The sequence below is a fragment of the Desulfolutivibrio sulfodismutans DSM 3696 genome, from assembly GCF_013376455.1.
Lineage (GTDB): Bacteria > Desulfobacterota > Desulfovibrionia > Desulfovibrionales > Desulfovibrionaceae > Desulfolutivibrio > Desulfolutivibrio sulfodismutans.
Window position 1 is genome coordinate 1939167 of record NZ_CP045504.1, and the last position, 17966, is coordinate 1957132.

Here is a 17966-nt window from a genome sequence, read left to right on the forward strand (position 1 = left end):
CAGACCCGCCAGGCAAGGAGACCCCATGACCGCGCCCTTCACCGCCGGACTCATTCAAATGGCCCCGGCCAAAACCAAGGCCGCGTCCCTGGCCAAGGCCGCCACCCTCATCCATGAGGCCGCAGCCTGCGGGGCCAATGTGGTCTGCCTGCCGGAACTCTTCACCACGCCGTACTTCTGCCGTACCCAGGACCATGCCGCCTTCGACCTGGCCGAGCCCATCCCCGGTCCCACCACCCAGGCCATGGCCAAGGCCGCCCGGGACAACGACGTCACCGTCATCGCCCCGCTCTTCGAACGCCGCGGCCCGGGGCTGTATCACAACTCCCTGGCCGTCATCGGCCCCGAGGGCGAGATGACCGGCATCTATCGCAAAATGCACATCCCCCACGACCCGGGCTTTGAGGAAAAATTCTACTTCACGCCCGGCGACCTGGGGTTTCGGGCCTTCCCCACCCCGAACGGCACAATCGGCGCGCTCATCTGCTGGGACCAGTGGTTCCCCGAGGCCGCCCGGGCCACGGCCCTTCTCGGCGCGATCATGCTCTTCTACCCCACGGCCATCGGCTGGCATCCCTCGGAAAAGGCCGAATTCGGGGAAACCCAGCGCGATGCCTGGATGACCGTGCAACGCAGCCACGCCATCACAAACGGCCTCTACGTGGCCGCCGTCAACCGCGTGGGCGTCGAGGGCAAGGGCAAGGCCTACGCCGGAAGCCTGGAATTCTGGGGATCGTCGTTTGTGGCCGACCCCATGGGCCGGATCATCGCCCAGGCCCCCGTCGACGCCGAGACCATCCTCACCGCAGACATAGACCCCGCCCTGGCGGAACAGACCCGCCGCCATTGGCCGTTTCTGCGCGACCGCCGCGTGGATGCCTACGACGGGCTGACGGAGCTGTGGGGAGAATGAGTGCGTCGGGGAGTGGCCTGCGGCCCCTCCCCGTACCCCTCCCCGCCCGGGGGGAATCATTCCCCCCGACCCCCCCGAATACATGAACCATACTCCCGGGATACCACTATGAAGCGTAATATTTATCTCAAGATGATTCCGCTGGAAGAGGCTGTCGCGCGCGCCAAAAACGCCCTGGACCGCCAGTCCCTGGTCGGCGTCGAGACCATCGCGGTGGAACGCGCTACAGGCCGCGTCACCGCCGAACCGGTCATCGCCCGCTATTCTTCGCCCACCTTCCACGGCGCGGCCATGGACGGCATCGCCGTGCGGGCCGCGTCCACCTTCGCCGCCCGCGAGGGCGCACCCGTGCGCCTGGCCCCCGGCCGCGACTTCGCCTTCGTCAATACCGGCAACCGCCTGCCGGACGGCATGGACGCCGTGATCATGATCGAAAACGTGGTCATGGACGGCGACACCACCGCCATCGAGGCCCCGGCCGCGCCCTGGTCGCACGTCCGGCGCATCGGCGAGGACATCGTGGCCACCGAAATGATCCTGCCGCGCCATCGCCGCATCACCCCCTACGACGTGGGGGCGCTTTTGTCCTGCGGGGTCTACGACATCGCGGTCTACGAGACGGTGCGCATCGCCATCATCCCCACCGGCGACGAGATCATGGACTTTACCTTGCGCCCCGAACCGGGGCCGGGGCAGGTGGTGGAGAGCAATTCCATGATGCTGTGCGCCCTGGCCGAATCGTTGGGATTTTCCGCCCGCCGCCTGCCGCCCGTGCCCGACGACCCCGAGGCCCTGGCTGCGGCCTTCGAGTCGGCGCTCTCCTCGGACGTCCACGCCGTGGTGCTGGTGGCCGGATCGTCGGCCGGGAGCAAGGATTTCTCCCGCTCCACCATCGCCCGCTTCGGCGAGGTGTTGGTGCATGGCGTGTCGGCCATGCCGGGCAAGCCGTCGATTCTGGGCGTGTGCCGGGGCAAGCTGGCCGTGGGCGCGCCGGGCTATCCGGTCAGCGCCGTGGTCTGCTTCGAGGAGCTTTTGAGCCCCGTGTGCGCCTGGCTGGGCCGCGCCGCCCCCACATGCCGCCAGACCATCCCGGTGCGGCTGGCCCGGGCCATGCCGTCCCGGCTGGGACTTGTGGAATTCGTGCGGCTGGCCGTGGGCCGGGTGGGTGAAACCTATGTCGGCCTGCCGCTTGGGCGCGGGGCGGGCATGATGACCACCCTGACCAAGGCCCAGGCCGTAACCCGCATCCCGGCCGACGCCGAGGGCGTGGAGGCCGGAAAAATGGTCCGCGCCGAACTTCTGGTGGAGTCCGACGACCTGGACCGGACGCTGGTGGCCGTGGGCAGCCACGACAACACCCTGGACATCCTGGCGGACATGCTCATGCGCCAGGACGAACCGGTGCGGCTGGCGTCGAGCCATGTGGGCAGCATGGGGGGACTTACGGCGCTCAAATCCGGCGCGGCCCTGCTGGCCGGATCGCACCTGTTCGATCCGGAGACGGGCGACTTCAATTTCCCGTTTTTGGCCAAACACCTGCCGGGCATGGATCTGGTGGCCGTGAACCTGGCCCTGCGGCATCAGGGATTCATCGTCGCCCCGGGCAACCCCAAGGGCATCCGGGGCGTGGCCGAGCTTGCCCGGCCCGGGGTGCGCTTCGTGAACCGGCAAAAGGGCGCGGGGACGCGGATTTTATTTGACCACCATCTGCGCGCAGCAGGCGTTGATCCCGGACAGGTGGCGGGCTACGGCCACGAGGAATTCACGCACATGGCCGTGGCCGTGAACGTGCAGACCGGCGCGGCGGATTGCGGCATGGGGGTCTATTCGGCGGCCAAGGCCCTGTCGCTGGATTTTCTGCCCGTGGCCCGGGAACGCTACGACCTGATCATTCCCCGGGCCTACCTGGACGATCCGAAAATCCAGGCGGTCCTGGCGGTCATCGGCACGGACGAGTTCAAGGCCCGGGTGGCGGCCCTGGGCGGCTACGAGACGCAGCTCACGGGCCGGTTCATGGCCCCGGGCATGGGGCTTGGGGAATAGGCGATAAAGGGGGGCGCGGCCCCGGGACGAAACTTTTCCCGGAGCCTTCTCCATCCGTCACCCGCCATTGACCGCCCCTTGCCCGGGCCTCTATACTCCGACTCCCGACAAACCCTTTCACCCTACCCGGCAGCCCCATGTTCGCCAGCCTCGAAACCCTGCACCCCACTGTCCAGGCCCTACTGGCCGGGTGTTTCACCTGGGGGGTGACTGCGCTTGGCGCGGCCCTGGTCTTTTTCACCAGGACCGTGAACAAGCTTTTGCTCGATCTCATGCTCGGCTTTGCCGGGGGCGTGATGGTCGCGGCCAGCTTCTGGTCGCTTCTGGCCCCGGCCATCGAGATGTCCGACGGGTCGTTTCTTCCGGCCGTGATCGGGTTTCTGGGCGGGGGCCTGTTTTTGCGCTTGGTGGATTATGTCCTGCCCCACCTGCACCTGAACATGCCGCTCAAAAAGGCCGAGGGCATCCACACCACCTGGCGTCGGAGCGTGCTTTTGGTTTTGGCCATCACCCTGCACAACATCCCCGAGGGCCTGGCCGTGGGCGTGGCTTTCGGCGGCGCTGCGGCCGGGCTGCCCTCGGCCTCCCTGGCCGGGGCCGTGGCCCTGGCCCTGGGCATCGGCCTGCAGAACTTCCCCGAGGGGCTGGCTGTGTCCGCTCCCCTTCGCCGGGAGGGCTTTTCCCGCTTCAAAAGCTTCTGGTACGGCCAGATGTCCGGGATCGTGGAACCGGTCTTCGCGGTGATCGGGGCCGCGGTGGTGATGGTGGCTCGCCCGATTCTGCCCTATGCCCTGGCCTTCGCCGCCGGGGCCATGATCTTTGTGGTGGTGGAGGAGGTGGTGCCCGAGTCCCAGGCCGGGGGCAACGCCGACCTGGCCACCCTGGCCTTTCTTGGCGGATTTGCGGTCATGATGGGCCTGGATGTGGGGCTTGGCTGACGGCGCGGCCGCGCGCGCTTTTTCGATGAACGGCCTGCGGCTTTTCGACTTCTGCGCGCGGGGGAATCCTGCAGAATACGGATTGAAGGATTGCGAATCATGGATTGGAAGCTTTTGGCGACAACCTTCGCCACGCTGTTCGTGGCCGAACTGGGCGACAAGACGCAGCTGGCCTGTGTCCTTTTGGCGGCCGACTCCAAAAAGCCCTGGACCGTGTTTCTGGGGTCTTCCCTGGCCCTGGTGTCCGTCAGCCTCATCGGCGTCCTGTTCGCCAGCCTCATCTGCCAGTACATCTCCCCGGTGATCATGAAGAAAGTCGCGGCCGTGGGCTTTGTGATCATGGGCACGCTCATCTACTTCGACAAACTGTGAGGCGGACATGAACGACGACGCCCTGACCCTGGATCTGCGGGACAAATGCTGAGGGCTTGGCATGGAGATAGGTTGGTATCTCCGCTTATCCCGAAGTAAACGGCTGGAATTTCTGACGAAGAAGGATGCTCTGGCGATCCTGGAGGATCAGGTGGCCACGGTGTCCGGCTGGAAGCTTGCGGTGACCGAGGCCGACGATCACCTTGTGGGGGTCTTCACGCGCGTCTAGCATTGCGCCCGGGCGATGCGCGTATCCTGTCTGAACGGTAGACTCTTTTGAACAGCGGTTGTTTTCCAAGAAAAATACGGAGGTTCTTTTCCGGACCCCCGCTTCAGTCCCCCTGCACCAACCCGCTATGATCCAGATCGACCGCCCGCGCCTTGTGAGGCCCACATGATCAGATGGTAGCCCCGGGAGCCGATATTCTGGATGATCTCCTGGTATTTCGAGGCGATGGCTGGCGTTTCTTCCTCTTTTCCCCGTGACATGCGCAAGAACTTGACCTTGCCCAGTTCCTCCCGAATCCCCTCCGGAATGGCGTCAAGCCCGTCGCGTTCCCGCAAAAACAGATAGGTGGTGGGACTTTTCCGGCTTTGGTGAATGGCAAACTGCATGGCGTTCTCCCCAGACCCGCTTAGTCCTTGCCTGTCGCGTCTTCACGCGGCGCAACGAGATCCTGCGTGACGAAATGTCCCAGTTCTGCCTGTCCGTCGCCGGTCAGGACGGCCGTGGAGTCGGTTTCCGTGCTCCCCGTGACCTTGGCCCGGCCAACGGTCAGACCGGCCTCGTTTTGCACGCATACCAAAGCGCCCGGCAAAACCCCGTGATCCCTCCCCAGCCCGAACGATATCTGGAGCCCCTCGGGGGAGCGCTTGATCATATATATTTCGGCTTTTCCTCTTGCGGCCATGTCCCGCTCCATTTTTTTGGCAAGAAAAAAGACCGTCAATCCGCACAGTATCGCCAGCGGAAAAAGGCTGGCTGCGGCGGCGTACGGATGAAATCCCACATAGCGCATGACATAGGCGGCGGCGTTGGCGCGCTTGCTTGGCGCGTCGGCATAGACCCGGAAAGTGAACGTCAGGGCGGCGTGGGGTTTTTCCTCTTTTTCCCCGCGCACGGTCACCATGTACTTTCCGGCTGCGGCGTTTTGCGCCGCAGTGGCCTCGCCCTTCCACATGAAACCGCCCATCCAAAACCCCTTGTATGTCGATTCGGGGCGAAACTGTATGGTCTCAAGCGGTCCTTCAATGATCAGGTCTTTGATATCCGTCGCATCCGGGGGCATGTGGCCGCTTACCACCATGGATTCTCCCGGAAGCAAATCGAAGGTGTTGAATTCCTGCCGCAGTTGCGAGGTCAGTCCGTCGATGACGCACAGGACGATGATGGCCATGCACAGTCCGCCGATCCGGCTCGCAACGTTTCGCAGGGTTCCAACCGTTTTTTCGTTCATGATTGCGTCGATTCCGCCTGGGTCTGTTTTTCGCGCAGAAGCCGCACGGAAACATATCCCGCGATCATGGTGGGCACAAGCATGGAAAAGAAGCTTTTCATGAACGTTGGAGTAAATACGTCGGGGTTGGCTTTGGCCAGATACATGGCCACGCACAGCTCGGCCAGCATCAGGACATCCACCGCGATCACGACGATTTTCTGCCTGGTGTTGAGTTCGTGAGCGGGAAGCTTGTTTTCGTCGTTCATGGCGTCCTCCGTTTTATTTCCCTGTGTGTGGTCCGCCCGGCCAATATCGGCGATGCCGGGCGGACCATTCGAGGGGGGGGTTACTTCTTGAAGATGTCGGTCTTGCTGATGTTCATGAAACGCAGGGCCTTGCCGTCTTCCTTGTAGTAAATGCGCACTTCATCGCCCGCATCCCACTCGGCGTCGGGATACTTCATGAACTCGTCGCCCACCTGCACCACCACATACAGCTTCTGCCGACCGGAATAAATGGTGATGGTCTTCTTGTCCTTGTCCACGGCGGGCAACTTCTTGTCCTTGACCAGGGGATCGTCGCGACCCACGCCGTCCTTTTTCTCGACCAACTTGAACGGGACATGCACGAAGTTCTGGATGGCCCCGTCGTAAAAGGTGATCTCACTCTTTTCCATGTCCAGCTTCATCCGTCCGCCGGCCTTGGGCTCCGGACCCATTTCACTGGGGTCCGTGGGCAGGGAATAGGTCAGAGGCGGCAGATACGAGTAGTCCGGGTTAAGCGTATCTATCTTCTTGTCACGGATGATCGTGACCATCTTTTTTTCCTTGTCAAAGGCCACAACCCGCCCCTGATCCACCTTGCCGTACTCTCCGCAGCCCAGGATGAACATCACCGGGAGGGCGAGGAGCAGGTTCAACCACATGCGTCTCATGGAATCCTCCTTGTCGCTTCTTTGTTGTCCGCGTATCGCCGTCCCGCTAACCCCGGGCCTTCTTGGCCGCGATCTCCCGCTTGGCGCCCTGCACCATCCTGATGGTGATGTAGGCCGACAGGGCCACAACCAGACCGTTGACCAGCCAAACCGCCAGGATATCCGTGGTGGCCTTGGTACCCGCGATGTAGTCCGGGATGAGCTTGAGGACGATGGACACGATGCAGCCGATGACTGCCGTGCCGAAAGCGATACGGATGCCGTAGCCCTTGATGTACTTGGTGGCCACGGAGCCGACCTGGGCGCCCACGGACGCGCCGACCAGCATGATAAGGGCGGCCACGAGCTCGGTGCGGCCCTTATAGGTGAAGGAACCGGCGCCGTAGAGGCCGGAGATCATGACCTCGAAAAGGTCGGTGCCCACAGCCACGTGGGTCGGGCAGCCGAGGAGATAGATCAGGGACGGCATGCGGATAAGTCCGCCGCCGATGCCCAGGATGCCGGCCAGCCAGCCAGTAAGGAAGGACACGAAGATGGGCAGCCAGGCCGAGCAGTAGATGCCCGCGACGTTCAGATGCACCATGGGCGGGATCTTGATCTTGTGCAGGGTCTTGTGCCACTCGATGCCCGTCGCCTTCTCATCCACCTTCTGCCCGGACGCCAGGGCGGCCCGGTCCTTGGCCCGGCGCTTGGCCACGTCGTGGAAGACCAGCCAGGCGATAAAGGTAAGCAGGGCCAGGTACCCATACCGGACGACCTTGTCCACGCTGCCTATCCGCTCCAGCCACATGATCATCTGGGCCCCGACCTCGAAACCCCCGACGGTGCCAACGATCATGATCACGCCGAGCTTGTAGTCCACGTTGCCGAACTTGCCGTGCCGCATGGTGGAAATAAGCGATTTTCCTGCCATGTGCGCGATGTCCGTGCCGATGGCGAAGGCCATGGGGAACCCCAGGATGTTGAGGCCAGGAGTGACCATCCACGCCCCGCCCATCCCGAAGAAGCCGCCGATGATGCCCACGCCCACGCCGAGGATGATAAGCCCCGGCCAGAATATGGTCACGCCCGAAATGGGCATGAGGATGTATAACCAGTCCATTCTGTTGCTCCTTTCCTCTTGTTCTCTCGTTTCCAGATTGGTTTGGCCTGGGGCCGCGCCGTAGTGGATGACGGGTATCGGCCTAGTGTTCCGCCAGATCGCGGGACTTGAGGTCGATGCCGACGAAGTGCATCACGATGTCCGCCAACACGCCGAAGATCACGCCCACGGTGGGGATGATGATGATGGTCAGGATCGTGAAATAGAGGTGGCTCTCGTTGTACAGATTGGACCACCAGGCCATGATGCCGGACAGCTTGCGGGTGTCGGCCACGATGACGATGCCCGCGCCGCCGCCCCCGGCCGCGAACGCGGCCATGGGCATGAGCAGAAACATCGCCGTCACCGCCACGATCATCTTTTTCCACAATGCCTTCATGGAACTCTCCTCCTTGGGGATTGCAAACCGAAACGCCTACCGCACCACCAAAACCGAGCACGGAGCATGCGCCACCACCTTGGAGGCCACGCTGCCGATCAGAAATCTGTCCAGCCCCTTCTTGGTCCGGTTCCCAACGACCAGAAGGTCAATTTTATTGTCCTCGGCCATCTTGACGAGCAGATCCGCCGGGGAGACCCCCTGCTCCAAAAGCACCTTGGCCTCGACGCCCAGTTCCTTGGCCTTGGCCGCATACTTCGCCGCACCGACCTTGGCTGCTGCCAGGCTCTTCTCCGTAATGTTCGCCGACTCGCCCAGGTAGTCGCCGATATCCAAGAAGTCCTCGGCCACCACGGCGATGGTCAATTCGCCGCCGCTTTGCTTGGCAATCTCCACTGCTTTTTCCAGAATGCCCGCCGCGTGCCCGGAGAGATCAAGAGCCGCCATAATCTTCATCGTAAGCCCCTCCTGTATGAGTTTTTCCCGCCAACCGCTGGTGCGGATCGCAAACGCTGCCCCTTTATGAGCAACCTCTGTGCCACTTTTTTCACCACACTGATTTTACTGACTTTTAATAGCGCAAACCAAATCCCACTTGACAATCACGCCGAGCTTTGCGCAATAAGACCCTGGGTTGGCGCACATTGCGCCCATGACGCAACCGGCCATTGCCCGGAATTCCGGGGAGTTCGACAAACGCGCCAAAGGAGGCGGCCTCCATGCGCTTTCTGCGATATGAGGACAGTGAACCTGCGGCCCAGGCGTCGGCCTTTCTCTCCGACTGGAGCATCAGAAAAAAACTCCTGGTGACCATGATCCCGGCCGTGGTGTGCATCCTGGTGGTCACCGGCTATGCCAGCCATCTCCTTTTCACCCACTATTTCTCCATCGCCCTGGAGCGCAACGCCATCGTCCTGACCATGGCCCAGGCTCACGAAATCGAATCCCTGTTCGCCACCTGCCGCAACGAACTGTCCATCCTGGCCACAAAACACCTGGACAAGGCCTCGCTGGCCGAGTTCCTCAAAAGCCGCAACACGGTCTACGGCGGACGCTACCGGGAGGTGGTCTTTGCCGGGGTGGACCCCAGGGAACAGATCTATCTGCTCTGCAACCAGGGCGAACTCGTGGACATCCCCGTGGAATCGGCCGCGCTGATGAAAAACAGCCCCCTGATCATTCCCAAACGGGCCGGGGAGATGCAGCCGGGGGACGTCCTGCCGAGCGGTCCCATCGACCTGTTTTTCCCGCCCACGGTCAGCCTGCCGGGCGTTGGCAACCTGAGCCTGAGCGTCTTCCGGTTTTTCACCCCGGTGGTCAACCCGGACGGCGCCCTGCGCGGCTACCTGGTCCTGTCTCTGGACGCCCACGTCGCGCGCAACATCCTGTCGCTTTTCACTTCGCCCAAGTCGCCGCTCTACGGATTCCCGCGGGCCGCCGAAAACCGCTACAGCTTTTATTTCGACGACAAGGGCTGGATCCTCTTCCAATCCGAAAATGCGGACGAGCAGGACAAGGAGCTCTCTGTGGAATTGGCCAGGGCCGGACTCATCGGGGACCAGGGCCGCACCGGCTTCGAGGCCGGGTTCCGGCCTTCCCCGCAGCACCAGGAATACTGGCGGATGATGGAGGAGATTCGCGCCGGGCGCTCCGGGCTGGGCAGCGCCTTTGCGGAATTTTTCAATTCCAAATCCGTGGCCAGCGAACAATTTCTCGGTTTTGCCCCGGTGCGTTTCCCGGTAAAGACCGATGAACCCGGCGAGGTGATCGGCGGCATCATCTATGTGGACCGCAGCCTGCTACCCCGGGCCGCCGAATTCGGCCAGTTCAACGTCATGTTCGGCATCGGCGTGGCCTCCATGCTGGCCGTCTCGCTGCTCATTTATTTCCTCAGCCGGATCATCACCCGTCCCATCCTGCGGTTGGCCACAGAGGTCACGGCCATGCACGACGAAGGGCGGCTGCGGCGCATGGAGCTCCCCGAAAGCGACCACGAAACCTCTGTGCTCAAACGGTCCATCAATGACCTGATCGCCTCTTTGACCGCCAAGGACCAGGAGATACGGCGCAAGGAGGAATACCTGCGCACCGTGCAATCCCGTGAGACCGTGCGCCTGGACGGCGGTGCGCTGCTCGGCAAGGCGGGCGACATCCTGGGGTCCAGCCCGCCGATCACCGCCCTCTTGTCGCTGATCAGCAAGACCGCCGCCGCCGATGCCGACGTGCTGGTGGTGGGCGAGACGGGGACCGGCAAGGAACTGACGGCCGAGGCCATCCACAAGCAAAGCGCCAGGTCCGGCAAGCCGTTTATCTCCATCAACTGCGGCGCGCTGGATGAAAACCTGCTCATGGACGCCATCTTCGGCCACGTCAAAGGGGCCTTCTCCGAGGCCAAGTCCGACCGCAAGGGGGCCTTTCTGGCCGCCGACGGCGGCACCCTGCACCTGGACGAAATCGGCAACGCCTCGGTCAAGGTCCAGCAATCCCTGCTGCGGGCCCTGTCCGTGCGCCGCATCCGCCCCCTGGGCAGCGACACGGAGATCGATTTCGACGCCCGGGTCATCGCGGCAACCAACGTCAATCTGAAGGAGAAGGTCCAAAAGGGCGAATTCCGCGAAGACCTGTATTACCGGCTTCAGGTGCTGACCATCTCCACCCCGCCGTTGCGCGAACGCATGGAGGACATTCCCATCCTGGCCGGGCATTTCCTGCGCCAAGCCGCCGGGTTCACGGGCAAGGGGGAGGCCCACTTAAGCCGGGGCGCCCTGGAAAAACTCATGCGCCACGACTGGCCGGGAAACGTGCGCGAACTCAAAAACTGCCTGACCCGGGCCGTGGCCCTGGCCGAACGCGAGGTCATCTATGCCGAGGACATCAAGTTCGGGGACGAATGCCCGCGCCTTTTGCCCGATGACGTGGAAGAGTCCGCCGCCCCCGGCTTTTTCGCCGCAGACGCGCCAACCGGCGGGCACGACGCCTTCCCCGAAGCGATATCCGATTCGCCCCCCAGGGAGGCCGTGACGCCGCCACCCGCCGCCCCGCCCCGCAATCCCGACAGCACCCCGGCCCCGACGTCCGGGGGACGCTTGGCTGAACAGGGCCTCAACCCCAGGCAGCGCAAGGCCCTGGCTGGCCTGGGCCACCTTGCGGCCATCAGCAGACAGGATTATCAGGATGCGGCCGGGTCGGACGTTCCAGATCGCACCGCCCAGCATGATCTCAAGGAATTGGTGGAGAAAGGCTTTTTGCATAAATCCGGCCGGGGCCCATCCACCCGCTATCATCTCGCAAAGGGGCGCACGGACCTTGCGTGAAATGCGCAATCCGCTTTTCCCGCCACCGCAGCGGGAATTGCGCAAAAAATGGCGCGAAACTCCCCGCAGCGCGCAAGACGCGCCTCGGCGGGATCACGGGCGTCCCCGGCGGGTCGGATCCTTTTCCAGGTTTATATCACACCGGTTTGCAAGGAGAACGCGGCGTGAGGCATGATTTTCCCCGGCCCTCCGGGCTGGGCCCGGCCCGGCCCGGCCGGATCGTGGCCGCCCTGGCGCTTGTCGTGGCGCTCTGCTCCCCGGGTTGCGGCTTTTTTTCGTCGACGCCCACGCAAAAATCCCTTGGCGACTCCCTCGGGGCCAGGGTCGCGGACACGGCCCGGTCCCAGATCGGCGTCCGCTACCGCTACGGCGGCGACACCCCGGGAGAGGGATTCGACTGCTCAGGGCTTGTGCAGTGGGCCTTTGCCCAAAACGGGTTGCGCGTGCCGCGAACGGTCAGCGACCAGAGCCTGGCCGGCCGCCCGGTGCGATCCTCGGAACTGCTTCCGGGGGATCTGGTGTTTTTCAACACCACGTTCAAGCGCACGGAACTGCACGTGGGCATCGCCACGTCCCCGGGATATTTCGTCCACAGCCCCAGTTCCGGCGGGCGGGTGCGCGAGGCCCGCCTGTCCGATCCCTACTGGGCCTCGGTTTTTTCCAAGGCCCGGCGCGTCATCCCCTGACCACCCGCCGCCCCGGTTCCGTTTTGACATTGCGGAGCAAAAGGGCGTATCTTTCCCAGCACAATCCGGTTCGTCCCGCCTGACCCGGGGACGAGGCGCGCCCCCCGGGAATATCCCATGGAGAACGCCATGGATTCATCCCCCACCTGTCTCCCCCCTCCACACATCGGGCCGCGCCACGGCACGCCCCGACAGACGTCTGGCGTGATTTTTCCTCAATGGCGGCAGGTTGCCGCCTTCCTCCTGCTCTTGTGGGGGACGCCCCTGGCCCTCCCCGCCCCGGCCCTGGCCGACATCACTCTGCCCATCGGGTTTGTCATCGGCCTGACCGGACCCGGCGCGCCAGACGATTCGGACATCTGGAACGGGGCGCTTCTGGCCGTTGAGGAGATCAACGCCGCCACGCCAGACGGCCTACACATCGTCATGACCGCCCACGACACCCAAAACTCGCCGATTATGGCCAAATCCGCCACCAAACAGGCCATCGCCGCCGGGGCCGCCATCCTTTTGGCCCCGTCCTACAGCTCCCAGGCCCTGGAGGCCGCCAGGGCGGCCCAGGAGGCGGGCATCCCCATCATCTCCGTCATCGCCACCCACCCCGAGATCACGGCCGTCGGTGACAAGGTGTTTCGAATCTGCTTCGACGACAACGACCAGGCCGACGTCATGGCCGCCTTCGCCCGCACAGATCTTGCCGCCGCCACAGCGGCCATCCTCACGGACGTGACCAGCGCCTACGCCCTGGCCATGGCCGACGCGTTTCGCAAACGGTTCCTCGACCTGGGCGGGAAGGTGGTGGCGGAAATCGAATACAAGATGCAGCAGCGTCATTTCGACGAGGTGGTGAAGAAAGCGGCGCAGGCCAGGGCCGACGTGCTGTTCATGCCCGGTTACTGGCTCGATGCCTCCATCATGCTCAAGCAGATGCACGGGAAGGGCGTAACCGCCATCCCCCTGGCCGGTGACGGATGGGGAAGCTCGCGCTTCCAAAATCTCAGGGGCGACCTGCCCGCGCGGGGCTATTATACGGATCATTGGGCCGCGTTCATGGCCGACGAGATTTCGCGCCGGTTCTCCAGGGCATACGCCGCACGCTTCGGCCGCCAGCCGGTCGCCGGATCGGCCCTGGCCTACGATGCCGTGCATATGGCGGCCAAAGCGGCCTTGGCCGTTGGCGGCGCACAGCCCCAGGCCCTGGCCCAGGCCCTCGCAAACATGCGCGACGTCCCCGGGGTCACGGGGGCTTTGACCTTCACCCCGAAGGGAACCATCAAAAAAAGCGTCCACATCATGGAAATCAAAAACGGCAAGGCCAGCCTGCTGCGAACCGTCACCCCGGATGAGCCGCATGCGCAGGAGTAAACATTCCGCCGCCTGGGGGCGTGCGCCCCGTGCCGCCCTGGCTTGCCGCCTGCGGTGGCTTGTGTTCCTGGCCCTTTTGGCGGTCCTCGGGACGGGATGGGACCGGCAGCCCTGCCTCGCCGGGTCCGCGGGAGACCCCGTGCGCCTCGCGGCCATCTACGACGAAACCGGCGAGGCCTCCGTGGGTACGGCCAAACAGGATTTTCATGGCGCAGCCCTGGCCGTGGAGGCCCTCAACGCCTCGGGAGGGCTTTTGGGACGCCGGGTGGAGCTTGTCGCCCTCGACAACCACGGCACGCCCCTGGGCGCCCGGCACGCCGCCCTGCAGGCTGTCGAGGCAGGGGCGTTGGCCGTGCTCGGAGGCCCCTGGAGCGGCATGGCCACGGCCATGGCCGAGGTCTGCCAGCAGGCCCGGACGCCGTTTGTAGCCTCCATCGCCACCCATCCGGGCGTGACCCGGATCGGCGAATGGATCTTCCGCGTCTGCTACACCGACGACCAACAGGGGGAACTGCTGGCCCGCTTCGCCCGGTTCGGGCTGTCCGCCACGACCGCCGCCGTTCTGGTCAATGTGGGCAACGCCTACAGCCAGGGCCTGGCCGCCATCTTCTCCCAGGCGTTCATCGCCGCTGGCGGCCGGATCGTCTGCGAGCAGGGTTTTAAGTCCAACGACACGGACTATTCCGGCGAGCTTGCCGCAGTCGCCGCCGCCGCCCCGGATGTGGTCTTTTTGCCAAGCTATGCCCTGGAGTCCGGGCACATCGTGCGCCAGGCCGCGTCCATGGGCATCACCGCTCCCTTCCTGGGAGGAGACGGCTGGGGGCCGACCATGGTCGAAACCGGAAGAGGGGCCGTCAACGGCCACTTCTACACCACCCACTGGCATCCGGACGCCCCCCTCGCCGCCGGGAAGGACATCGCCCGGGCTTACCAGGAGGCCCACGGCCGCGACCCGGTCCAGCCCGACGCCATTTTGGCCTACGATGCGGTCATGGTTCTGGCCGACGCCATCCGCCGGGCGGGCAGCCTGGACCGCAACGCCATCCGGACGGCCCTGGAAAAGACACGGGATTTCCCCGGCGGCACAGGGAACATCACCTTCGACGCCGACCGCAACCCCATGGGCAAGGAGGTCAGCATCCTGCGTTTCGAAAACGGCCAAACCATCTTTTTCACCGCGTTCCGGTAAGGTCGGCGCAAACCATGCCACACCTCTTCGCCCTGCCCCTGCGCTCCAAGATCAATCTGGCCATCCTCTTAACCTTTACGGTGGTGGCCGTGATCTCAAGTTTTTTTCTCTCCGTCTACGCCGCGAACAGGCGGCAGGTCGCCCTGGACCATATCCAGGTTCTGCTGCAAAGCGTGGTGGCCCAGCGTTACGAATCCCTGGCCAACGAAATCTTCGCCCGCCAGGATCGGGCCGTGGCCGCCACCCTGGGGGAGATGATCAAGGTCCGGAACGTGCTGGGCGCGGCCGTCTATCTCCCGGATGGAACGGTCTTCGGTCTGGCCGGGCATGAGACCGCCGAGCCCTTGTCGCCGCAGGACCGGTCCGGCCTGGCCTCCGGGCCGAAGTTTCTCGATACCGCCATCGGCGGCAAACGCGTCCTGTGCTATGCCGAGGCCATTTCCATGATCGGTGAGGATGTGGGCTACGTGCGCATCGACTATTCCCCGGAACACCTGGACCGCCAGGGCCGGATCATGACCATGCTTTTCATCTCGGCCCTGGGCGTCAACCTCATGGTCATGCTGGGGCTTTTGCACTGGCTGCTGCGCCGGGCGGTGATCGGGCCGGTGAACCAGTTGCGCGGGGCCATGGAGCGGGTGCGGGGGGGACATCACGGCGAGACCGTGGAATTGGACACCGGCGACGAAATCGGCGGCATGGCCGGGGCATTCAACGCCATGTCCCTGACACTTCAGGAAAACGCCGCACGCATTGAGGCCGGAAGCAAACAGATCGAGGAGGCCAACCGGACCCTGGAGGCCAAGGTCCGCCAGCGCACCGCCGACCTGGAGTCGGCCAACGCCCGGCTCACCGACGAGATCCTGGAGCGGGAACGGGCCCGGGCCGAAAGCGCCCGCCTGCTCGATCTGCTCACGGCCACCATCGAGTCCACGGCCGAGGGCATCCTGGTGGTGGACACCAACCGGGACATCGTGGCCGTCAATCACCGGTTCCTGGAACTTTTCGGCCTTTCCCGGGACTGGTCCCTGCTGCCCACCCCCGAGGCCCGATTAGCCGCCACCGCCGGTCAGTCAAATGACCCGGCGGCCTTTTCGGCCCGCATGAACGAGTTGCTCGACAACCTGACCATGGAGGCCGTGGACGTGGTGGAGATGGCCGACGGCAGGCTGTTGGAGCGCCGGGCCAGAACCTACCGCATGGGGGGCAGGGTGTGCGGGCGTCTGTACACCTATCTGGACGTGACCGTGCGCACCCTGGCCGAAAAGCATCTGCGCGACGCCGTATCCGAACTTGAGGCCATCGTGGAGAACACCCTGGTGGGCATCGCGCTTATCCAAAACGGCGTGTGCCGCAAAATCAACCGCCGGGGGGCGGAGATCCTGGGCTATCTCCCCGAGGAACTGACCGGTAGGCGCCTCTCCCATATTTATACCTCCACGGAGGGCGGAACGGAGTTCGAGGCCCGCTATCAACAGGCGTTGCACCGCGACGGGGCCTTCCGCAGTGAAGAGGATGTCCGCCTCAAGGACGGCGGTACAGGCTGGGTGAGCATCTACGCCAAGTCCCTGGACCCCCTGCAACCGATGCGCGAGGTGATCTTCGCCTTCGACGACATCAGCCGCCAAAAACTGCTGGAGGGCAACCTGCGCGCGGCCAAGGACGCCGCCGAGGCTGGAACCAGGGCCAAGAGCCAGTTTCTGGCGGCCATGAGCCACGAGATCAGAACCCCCCTCAACGCCGTGGCGGGCATGACCGAGGCGGCCCTGGCCACCTCCCTGACCCCCGAGCAACGCGACTACCTGGGCGTGGTCAAAGACTCGGCCAGGCATCTGTTGGCCGTACTCAACGACATCCTCGACGTCTCCAAGATCGAGGCCGGACGGCTGACCCTGGAGCATATCGATTTCGATCTGCGCCGGATATTGGAGAGCGTACGCCGGGCCCTGACCGCCGAGGCCGCCCGCAAGGGCTTGGCCCTGACCCTGACCGTGGCCCCGGATGTGCCGGGATATCTGCGCGGAGATCCCGTGCGGCTGCGCCAGGTGATTTTCAATCTGGCCGGGAACGCCGTGAAGTTCACCCCGGCCGGCGAGGTGCGCATCGAGGTGGGGCGAGAACCCATGCCCTCGGGCGACGACGACCGTGTGCAACTCCGCTTTGCCGTCACCGACACGGGCATCGGCATCCCCGAGGACAAGCTCGAGGGCATTTTCCAGAAATTCACCCAGGCCACCTCCTCCATCACCCGAACCTACGGCGGGACCGGGCTTGGGCTGTCCATCTCCCGGCAGATCGTGGAACTCATGGGCGGCACTATCTCGGTCCGCTCCCGGCTCGGAGAGGGCAGCCGGTTCCAGTTCAGCATCGTTTTCCAGACCGGCAATCCCGACCTGGCCCAGGACGCCGACGAATCGCCCCAGGCCCTGCCCGACACCCGCCCCCTGCGGCTACTCCTGGTGGAGGACAACGCCTTAAACGCCCGGGTGGCCCTGCTCATGCTTTCCCGCCTGGGACACGACACGCTGCATGTCGAAGATGCCGAAAAGGCCTTTTCGGCCCTGGCCCGGGAGGACTTCGACGCCGTGCTCATGGACATCGAGATGCCGGACCTCGACGGTCTGGAGGCCACCCGGCGCATCCGCCGGGGCGGGCAGGGCCAGGGCCGGGTCAAAAGGCCGGAGACGCCCATCCTGGCCATGACCGCCCACGCCCTGCCCGAGATCCGCCAGGAATGCATCCAGGCGGGCATGGACGGCTTTCTGACCAAGCCCGTCTCCCAGACGGAACTGGCCCGGGCCCTGCACCGGGTGGCCGAACCCCGGCGCACCTTCTGGGAATCGCCCCCTCCCCCGGACGACCAGGGAGACGCCGCAACGCGCCAAGCGGCCCCGGACGGCCACAGCGCCCCGCCCGTCCTGGACAAGGCCTACGCCACCCGGCGCATGGGCATCGGGGACGAGGAATATCGCCTGATCCTAGCGGTGGGGGCCAAGGAGACCGTCCTTGGCCTGGCCACGGCCAGGACGGCCTTGGCGGAAGGCAATCTGGGAGCCCTGGCCCGGACGGCCCACACCCTCAAAAGCGCCACGGCCGCCATGGGGGCCTTGTCCTGCCGCGAGGCCGCCTCCCGCCTTGAGGAGACTGCCAGGGCCGGGGATGCGGCCAGGGCCGGGGAGGCCCTTTGCGAGTTGGACCGGGAGGCGGCCAAGGTCATGGCCGCCTGGCAGGAGATGACCGGCCCCCGGGATGCGGCCGTCGCAAATTCCACGGAAGACGGCGCCTGACCGAG

17 protein-coding genes are annotated in these 17966 nt (G+C 64.6%); 10 read left to right on the top strand and 7 right to left on the bottom strand.

Annotated elements, in window-relative coordinates:
* Window positions 1–25: 25 nt before the first annotated feature.
* The 5 genes from GD606_RS09215 to GD606_RS09235 all read left to right on the top strand — a co-directional run bounded on the left by GD606_RS09215 (window position 26) and on the right by GD606_RS09235 (window position 4495).
* Window positions 26–913 (top strand): carbon-nitrogen hydrolase, encoded by an 888-nt coding sequence (locus tag GD606_RS09215; RefSeq protein WP_163303825.1) that lies wholly within the window; start codon window positions 26–28, stop codon window positions 911–913.
* Between the two features lie 108 nt (window positions 914–1021).
* Window positions 1022–2956, top strand: a complete 1935-nt coding sequence (locus GD606_RS09220) for a molybdopterin biosynthesis protein (RefSeq protein WP_163303650.1) — start codon at window positions 1022–1024, stop codon at window positions 2954–2956.
* Between the two features lie 137 nt (window positions 2957–3093).
* Window positions 3094–3894, top strand: a complete 801-nt coding sequence (locus GD606_RS09225) for a ZIP family metal transporter (protein WP_163303651.1) — start codon at window positions 3094–3096, stop codon at window positions 3892–3894.
* A gap of 99 nt (window positions 3895–3993) precedes the next feature.
* Window positions 3994–4266, top strand: coding sequence for a TMEM165/GDT1 family protein (locus GD606_RS09230; RefSeq protein WP_163303652.1), 273 nt, complete (start codon window positions 3994–3996; stop codon window positions 4264–4266).
* A gap of 61 nt (window positions 4267–4327) precedes the next feature.
* A complete protein-coding gene (locus tag GD606_RS09235; RefSeq protein WP_170304583.1) occupies window positions 4328–4495 on the top strand; it encodes a hypothetical protein in 168 nt (55 codons plus the stop codon).
* A gap of 125 nt (window positions 4496–4620) precedes the next feature.
* Here GD606_RS09235 and GD606_RS09240 read toward each other — a convergent pair whose 3' ends face one another.
* From GD606_RS09240 to GD606_RS09270, 7 genes are all read right to left on the bottom strand, one after another.
* The gene (locus tag GD606_RS09240) at window positions 4621–4881 is read right to left on the bottom strand and encodes a YcgL domain-containing protein (RefSeq protein WP_163303653.1); all 261 of its coding nucleotides are present in this window, start codon (window positions 4879–4881) and stop codon (window positions 4621–4623) included.
* A 20-nt stretch (window positions 4882–4901) separates the two neighbouring features.
* A complete protein-coding gene (locus GD606_RS09245) occupies window positions 4902–5723 on the bottom strand; it encodes a hypothetical protein (protein ID WP_163303654.1) in 822 nt (273 codons plus the stop codon).
* The gene (locus GD606_RS09250) at window positions 5720–5971 is read right to left on the bottom strand and encodes a hypothetical protein (protein ID WP_163303655.1); all 252 of its coding nucleotides are present in this window, start codon (window positions 5969–5971) and stop codon (window positions 5720–5722) included. The genes GD606_RS09245 and GD606_RS09250 overlap by 4 nt, the downstream gene beginning before the upstream one ends.
* Window positions 5972–6051: 80 nt before the next feature.
* Window positions 6052–6639 (bottom strand): DUF4881 domain-containing protein, encoded by a 588-nt coding sequence (locus tag GD606_RS09255; RefSeq protein ID WP_163303656.1) that lies wholly within the window; start codon window positions 6637–6639, stop codon window positions 6052–6054.
* A gap of 46 nt (window positions 6640–6685) precedes the next feature.
* Window positions 6686–7741 (bottom strand): sulfite exporter TauE/SafE family protein, encoded by a 1056-nt coding sequence (locus GD606_RS09260; RefSeq protein ID WP_163303657.1) that lies wholly within the window; start codon window positions 7739–7741, stop codon window positions 6686–6688.
* Window positions 7742–7823: 82 nt separating this feature from the next.
* The gene (locus GD606_RS09265) at window positions 7824–8120 is read right to left on the bottom strand and encodes a DVU0150 family protein (RefSeq protein WP_163303658.1); all 297 of its coding nucleotides are present in this window, start codon (window positions 8118–8120) and stop codon (window positions 7824–7826) included.
* Between the two features lie 36 nt (window positions 8121–8156).
* The gene (locus GD606_RS09270; protein WP_163303659.1) at window positions 8157–8576 is read right to left on the bottom strand and encodes a universal stress protein; all 420 of its coding nucleotides are present in this window, start codon (window positions 8574–8576) and stop codon (window positions 8157–8159) included.
* Window positions 8577–8839: 263 nt separating this feature from the next.
* On the opposite strand from GD606_RS09270, the gene GD606_RS09275 reads away from it, so the two are divergent.
* From GD606_RS09275 to GD606_RS09295, 5 genes are all read left to right on the top strand, one after another.
* Window positions 8840–11434, top strand: a complete 2595-nt coding sequence (locus GD606_RS09275; protein ID WP_176629262.1) for a sigma 54-interacting transcriptional regulator — start codon at window positions 8840–8842, stop codon at window positions 11432–11434.
* 164 nt (window positions 11435–11598) lie between these two features.
* Entirely contained in the window at window positions 11599–12120 is a 522-nt protein-coding gene (locus GD606_RS09280; RefSeq protein WP_163303740.1) for a C40 family peptidase, read from the top strand.
* 204 nt (window positions 12121–12324) lie between these two features.
* Window positions 12325–13485: an ABC transporter substrate-binding protein gene (locus tag GD606_RS09285; RefSeq protein WP_163303739.1), complete on the top strand. Its 1161-nt coding sequence runs from the start codon at window positions 12325–12327 to the stop codon at window positions 13483–13485.
* Between the two features lie 139 nt (window positions 13486–13624).
* The gene (locus GD606_RS09290; protein WP_163303738.1) at window positions 13625–14674 is read left to right on the top strand and encodes an ABC transporter substrate-binding protein; all 1050 of its coding nucleotides are present in this window, start codon (window positions 13625–13627) and stop codon (window positions 14672–14674) included.
* 14 nt (window positions 14675–14688) lie between these two features.
* A complete protein-coding gene (locus tag GD606_RS09295) occupies window positions 14689–17961 on the top strand; it encodes an ATP-binding protein (RefSeq protein ID WP_163303737.1) in 3273 nt (1090 codons plus the stop codon).
* Window positions 17962–17966 lie beyond the last annotated feature (5 nt).

Coding starts and splice junctions, on each gene's coding strand:
- GD606_RS09215 (WP_163303825.1), top strand. CDS start 26: ATGACCGCGCCCTTCACCGCCGGACTCATTCAAATGGCCCCGGCCAAA.
- GD606_RS09220 (WP_163303650.1), top strand. CDS start 1,022: ATGAAGCGTAATATTTATCTCAAGATGATTCCGCTGGAAGAGGCTGTC.
- GD606_RS09225 (WP_163303651.1), top strand. CDS start 3,094: ATGTTCGCCAGCCTCGAAACCCTGCACCCCACTGTCCAGGCCCTACTG.
- GD606_RS09230 (WP_163303652.1), top strand. CDS start 3,994: ATGGATTGGAAGCTTTTGGCGACAACCTTCGCCACGCTGTTCGTGGCC.
- GD606_RS09235 (WP_170304583.1), top strand. CDS start 4,328: ATGGAGATAGGTTGGTATCTCCGCTTATCCCGAAGTAAACGGCTGGAA.
- GD606_RS09240 (WP_163303653.1), bottom strand. CDS start 4,881: ATGCAGTTTGCCATTCACCAAAGCCGGAAAAGTCCCACCACCTATCTG.
- GD606_RS09245 (WP_163303654.1), bottom strand. CDS start 5,723: ATGAACGAAAAAACGGTTGGAACCCTGCGAAACGTTGCGAGCCGGATC.
- GD606_RS09250 (WP_163303655.1), bottom strand. CDS start 5,971: ATGAACGACGAAAACAAGCTTCCCGCTCACGAACTCAACACCAGGCAG.
- GD606_RS09255 (WP_163303656.1), bottom strand. CDS start 6,639: ATGAGACGCATGTGGTTGAACCTGCTCCTCGCCCTCCCGGTGATGTTC.
- GD606_RS09260 (WP_163303657.1), bottom strand. CDS start 7,741: ATGGACTGGTTATACATCCTCATGCCCATTTCGGGCGTGACCATATTC.
- GD606_RS09265 (WP_163303658.1), bottom strand. CDS start 8,120: ATGAAGGCATTGTGGAAAAAGATGATCGTGGCGGTGACGGCGATGTTT.
- GD606_RS09270 (WP_163303659.1), bottom strand. CDS start 8,576: ATGAAGATTATGGCGGCTCTTGATCTCTCCGGGCACGCGGCGGGCATT.
- GD606_RS09275 (WP_176629262.1), top strand. CDS start 8,840: ATGCGCTTTCTGCGATATGAGGACAGTGAACCTGCGGCCCAGGCGTCG.
- GD606_RS09295 (WP_163303737.1), top strand. CDS start 14,689: ATGCCACACCTCTTCGCCCTGCCCCTGCGCTCCAAGATCAATCTGGCC.